We start from the raw sequence: 6,102 nt of genomic DNA, 5'->3' as shown, positions 1-6,102 counted from the left end.
ATGACGGCCTGGTTCCGGCAGACAAGCCGGAAGAACCGGCGAAACCTGACAACAAGCCATCCAATAAGCCCTCCGGCAGCAAGAAGCCGGCTGGCAATACCTCCGGCGACGGTACGGCGGTTGTAACGGCGAACCCGGTGGTCAGCGCGGCACAGAACGTAATGGGCCACAAGTCCGTGCGTTCCGACACGACGATGAACTTCACCCTGAAGAGAGGCAGCGCCTATTGCTTCAAGATGACGGTCGTCAACGGAAGCAGCGCGGTCCCGAGCTTTACCGTGGGCAACGGCAATGTGCTGAAGACCCAGTTTGTGGCAAAGATCGGCAGCGACTATTATTACAGAGTCTGGGCCGTCGGCGCACCGGGCCAGAGCACCGGCGTGTATACGACTATGTCCAATGAGGAGCCGCAAAAGCATTGTGTTATCACAATTGCTTAAAATGGTCTTCGCTGTAAGCACAGGTGCCTGTAAAGCGGCGCAGAATAGGATGAAATTGGGATTGAGCGACGTAAAATAAGCACTACTAAAAGTGCCTTTCGCGCAAGATAAGAGTGTAGGAACCATAACATCCCCCTTCGTTATCAATATTGTATACTGTATAACCATAGGGGGATGTATTGCGTTATGAATTTTTGATCGCTGTTTACGTCTGCCTGTTTTGCTGGCTGAATTACGACCTGTTTACAGCATATGGACAGGAAGTTGACAGCATAAAGTTAAGAACAGGATGTAAAAAGGCAGATGCATCTTTCGCTTTAAATTTGAAGGGGATGGCGTGCATTTTCGGTTATACAAAATCGGGAGGTGATATAAATATACATTTGCCGAAGAATGTTGGAAGCGATTTACTTGGGTGAGGAAAGGAAAGAAAAATGAAAAGGAAAATGATAGCGGCTCTGCTGTCGTTTGTTTTAGTGACAACCAGCGTCAGCGGTTTGGCCGCTGCGGAAAATTCGTTTGGGGCAGGAGAAGCTGTCTCTCCGGCAAAAATGCATGTACAAGAGGACTATACATACACACAGAATTTTGAAAACGTCGACAGCACGGAGCAGCGGCTCCGTACAAACATCGATTTTAATTGGAAATTTTATATGGGAGATGCAGCGGGAGCCGCGGATCCGGCGTTTGACGATTCTGCATGGCGTTTACTGAATCTGCCGCACGACTGGTCAATTGAGGGCGAATACAGTGAATCCAATCCTATGGGGCCGGAATGTGGTTATCTTCCGGCTGGTATCGGGTGGTACCGGAAAACATTGGAGATTCCGCCGGAATGGCGCGACGGACGACAGCTCAGTATTGAATTCGACGGCGTATACCGGAACAGTGAAGTGTATGTTGACGGAATCAAGCTGGGTGAGCGTCCCTATGGCTGGGTGTCCTTCGCGTATGATCTTACCGAGCAAATCAGGGATAAAGAGAGCGTGGAAATTGCAGTCCGTGTTGACAACAGTTTACAGCCTGCGGCCCGCTGGTATACGGGATCCGGCATTTATGGACACGTCTGGTTGCTTTCCACCGCTCCCGTACATATCAGCCGCTATGGTACTTATGTCACAACACCGAAAATAGCAGAAACTGAGGCCGACGTTCAAATTGAAAACACCATCATAAATGAGTCGGAATCGACGGCGGATGTTGCTGTAAAAACAGTTGTTTATGAAAAGGACGGCGATACGCCTGTTGCGTCACAGGAGAGCCGGTCGCAGATGGTAGAGCCTGGAAAAGAGGCCGTTGTAGTAAATACGGTCAAAGTTGCCGATCCTCTTTTGTGGGATACGGAAAATCCAAATCTTTACTATGTTAAGACGGAGATTCTGCAGGACGGCGCTGTAGTGGACGATTCTATCACAACGTTTGGAATCCGAAGTATCGAAGTGCGCAGCGATACCGGATTTTGGCTAAATGGAAAGAACGTTAAACTAAAGGGCGTGGCAGACCACCGTGTTGTAGGCGCTTTAGGTGCTGCACCTTCCAAAAACATTGTGAAATATCGAATCCAAATGCTCAAAGATATGGGCGTCAACGCAATTCGAACCTCTCATAACCCGCAAACGCCGGAGTTTTATGAGCTTTGCGACGAAATGGGTATGATGGTGATGGATGAGATATTTGATGGGTGGAGCAAAAAGGCAGAGCACGATTATGGCCGGTATCACTTTGCGCAGTGGTGGAGAACAGATGTCAGGGAATGGGTTATGCGCGACCGAAACGCCCCCTCTGTGATTATGTGGAGCATTGGAAATGAGACAGGAAGCAAAGATTCCAACGGAATCAGCGCGTTGATTAAAACAATGGATACCACCCGTCCAACCACCGGCGGCGGCGTTACCACAGGAGTTGACGTCGTTGGGATTAACGGGCCCAGCGAAGTGGTTGGGTATCAGCAGCCAAATACGCAAAAACCATTTGTGGCCACAGAAGCGCCGCACACGATGTCGGTTCGGGGTATGTATGAAACACAGACCTGGTACCGCGATGGATACAGTAATAAAGTTTTTGCAATGGACAATTTGACGGACAAAGAAATTTTTCAGTATGACTGGATTGCCAACCCTGCGCATAAAAGGGGCTTTCAGTCTTCCTATGACAATGCCTATGTGCGCGACAGCGCCCGCACAAATTGGACGTTAACAAGGGATCAGGATTGGAGAATGGGCGAATTCCGCTGGAGCGGATTTGACTACATCGGCGAAGCCGGATATGTCAGCGGCGGTTGGCCCTACAGAATTTTTTCCGGTGGCGCGGCGGATTCCGCCATGTTCCCCAAGGACCTGTATTATCTGTATCAGAGTATGTGGACGGAGGAACCCATGGTCCATATCCTTCCTTCCTGGACGCATCCTGTCATGGAAAAAGATACAGAGATTCCTGTATGGGTCTATTCCAACTGTGATGAAGTGGAACTGATTGTCAATGGGCAATCTATGGGAAGAAAGAACAAGCAGTCGAATTGGGAAAATATTCAGTTTGACTGGCTGGTTCCGTGGAAGGAAGGCACTGTTACAGCGGTAGGTTATAACAACGGAGAGGAAGTTTCCAGAGAAACGCTCCGCACGGCGGGCGTACCGGCTAAAATCTCACTGAAAAGCACAACCGATGGGAATCTTCCAGTGGACCCCACTTTTATTGAACAGATTACCGTGTCTACAACAGATGAACAGGGAAATTTCTACCCGTATGGGGAAAATCGCGCGTATTATTACGTTGATGGTCCTTCTTATATCAGGGCGGTTGACAATGGCAGTCCCGTCGATGTGGAACGCCACACACAGAACAACCGCAATGCGTTTATGGGGTTGAACAAGGTTTATCTGCAGCCAACACAGGATACGGGTGACATTCTGTTTATCGCAGGCTCTATTTTGGGAGAGAAGCGTCAGATCATCTCCGACCATGTAAGTATTGATGTGGAACAGCTTGCATTAAGAGGAAATCCTGCGCGTAAGGACATTGCTGTTTATTACACCACCGATGGGACGGAACCTGATCTGTCTGCACAGAAGTACGAAGGGACGTTTTCTGTTGAACTGGGAACCACTGTAAAGGCTGCGGTTTATGCGGATGGCAAACGGATTCTCTTAATGGAAGAAACATTTGCTGAAGATCAGGGGCTGTATTGGAAAACTGAGAGTGCGGTGGAACCTGATATAGAAGGGTCCTATGCAGCAGGGGATGCTGTTTTGACCGGGCCTTCAATAAAACTCAATACGGCTGGCAGCGGGTTCCACGATTCCTATGTGGATTTTGCCAACAATGCGGGTACCATTGAATGGGATTCTGTTGAAGCGGCACAGGCAGGTGATTACTATTTAAGCATAAGATATAACAATGGCGCACCGCTGACCAAGACGAAGAAGCTGCAGATTATCGTGAATGGTACGGTACAGGGAACGCAGAATTTCCCCAAAAATGGCGAATGGATGGTAAACTGGTCCAACGTTACGATTCCGATTCAGTTGGAAAAAGGGACCAATACCATTCAATTGGTTGGCAAGGCCGGTGAAGGCGCCAATATTGACGAAATAGTAGTTTTGCCTGCCGATCAATGGCGCCTGCCACAGGAAGCAACGCTCGGAGGTTCCGCGAGTATAAAAGATGACGGCAGTGCGGCGATCGGAAGTCAATATGTCGATATGGGGAACAACAAGGGAAATGCAGCCTGGACGGTGCGCGCGCCCAAATCCGGTTCTTATCCGTGCTATCTCTTCTATTCATCGAATAAACCTGAAACTCCGCAGAAAAATATTGAAATCTATGTCAATGGAGTTTTGGCAAATACGTTCCCCATTGTGACAACGGGCAGTTGGAACGGTATCTGGCAGTTGGCTGTAGTCCCGGTCAAATTGCAGGCGGGCGATAATACAGTGAAAATCATGACGCCCTCTGGAGGCGCCTGTATCAACGCACTGCGTATTTATCCGTGCAAGGAAAGCGCCGCAACAGAGTGGAAGGTGATCAACAGTTCCTGTGTATCCGGATCGCGGCTGGGTGTGCTGAAAGGTGTCCCTGCCGGGGTCAGCACGGACATTGTGGAAGATACGGCGGTTTGGGGACTGGAAGAGGCTCCGAATGGTGCGTATTATCTGAAACAACGGGAAAGCGGCACATATTTGGCATATGTTGATGGAGCGTTACAGCTGCTCGACAACGATGTAGATGGAAATGCGCAGTGGAAAGTGAATGGAGACCGTGAACTTTTTGATTATATACAACATGTAAATACCAATCAAAAGCTTGCAATCATGGAAAACGGTGAATTGGGCGTCTTTGATGCATCCTATGGAGTCGACGATGACTTTTTCACCAATCGGGCGTATTGGGCGATCCATAATATGGTGGATGACACGGTAAAAGCGCCGAAAGAAGTGGCTGAGGGAATTTCCGGTATTGAGAATCCGGAGGCCGGTGCAACGGCGCTGCATCTTCCCATGGTGGACGATGGATTCAGCGTCCGGATACTTTCTTCCTCAGATACAGGAATAGTGGCATTGGATGGAAGCATTCATGCACCGCTCCAAAACACAATGGTAACGTTGGTGCTGCAGGTGCGAAGGGCTGCGGATGGATCGACAGCGCGCACAGCAGAATTTGAGGTGATGATACCTGGTAGAGACGATTTGAAAGAGTCCGCTCTGGTTGTCCAATACGGCAACAAAGCCACATTGGAAGTTACAGGTAAAACAGACGTGCTGATCGACGGCAACGGCATCTACGGCGCAAAAGTCATGGCGGGCGAGGAACTCACCCTGACGTTCACCCCGGTGAACGGCCCGTTTGCAAGCGCACAGCTGAACGGAGAGGACATCCCGTTTGAGGCGGATGGCTGCACCTACACCTTCACCATGCCGAACGACAAGACTGTCCTGCGCTTCACCTTCACCAGCGTGAACAAGGACGTTCTGGAAACCCTGCTGGAAAAGGCGAACGAAGTCACCGACGAACAGCTCGACAAACTGGTTGAATCCGTCCGCACGAAGTTCCTTGCGGCACGTGACAACGCAAAGAGTGTTTATGAAAACGATAAGGCGACCCAGGACGAAGTGAATGAAGCCTGGAAAGAACTGCTCGACGCGATGCATTACCTCTCCTTTGAGGAAGGCACCAAGGACGAGCTGAAATACTGGCTCGACTATGCAGACAATCTCAACCTGGACAACTTCACCCCGAAGAGCCAGGAAGGCTACGCAGAAGCACTCGCTTATGCAGAGGAAATTTACAACGACGAGGGCGAAACGCTGAAAGCAGTCGTTGAAAAGGCGGCCAAGGACCTGTACAATGCCATCCTGCGCCTGACGTTCAAGGCGAATACCGAAACACTGGCAGCGTTTGTGGAGCAGGCACAGGAGATTGCCACAAGGATCGACCAGTATATGGACGGCGCTGAGAAGGATGCCTTTGAGAAAATCCTCCCGCAGGCAGAAGCCCTTCTGGAAGACGCAAACGCAGCCCAGAAGCAGGTCGACGAACTGGCGGAGGCTCTGTACAAGGCGATCCAGAACATGCGGATGATCCCTGACAGAGAAGCGCTGAAAGACCTGATCGATACCTATGAAGCGCTCAATCCGGCGGACTATACAGAAGCAAGCTACGCAATCCT

General features: G+C 50.0%; 2 protein-coding genes. Both read left to right on the top strand.

Features of this window, described 5'->3' with window-relative positions:
• On the top strand, positions 1-440 hold a 440-nt coding region (locus I4V53_RS13770), incomplete at its 5' end, for a hypothetical protein (protein ID WP_195986269.1).
• 434 nt (positions 441-874) lie between these two features.
• A partial coding sequence (locus I4V53_RS13765) for a glycoside hydrolase family 2 TIM barrel-domain containing protein (protein WP_195986268.1) occupies positions 875-6,102 on the top strand: 5,228 nt, incomplete at its 3' end.

This window comes from Clostridium sp. D33t1_170424_F3 (genome assembly GCF_015667585.1).
Lineage (GTDB): Bacteria > Bacillota > Clostridia > Oscillospirales > Acutalibacteraceae > Anaeromassilibacillus.
The sequence above is the reverse complement of the archived record's forward strand: the minus strand, read 5'-3'. Positions and strand labels throughout refer to the sequence as shown.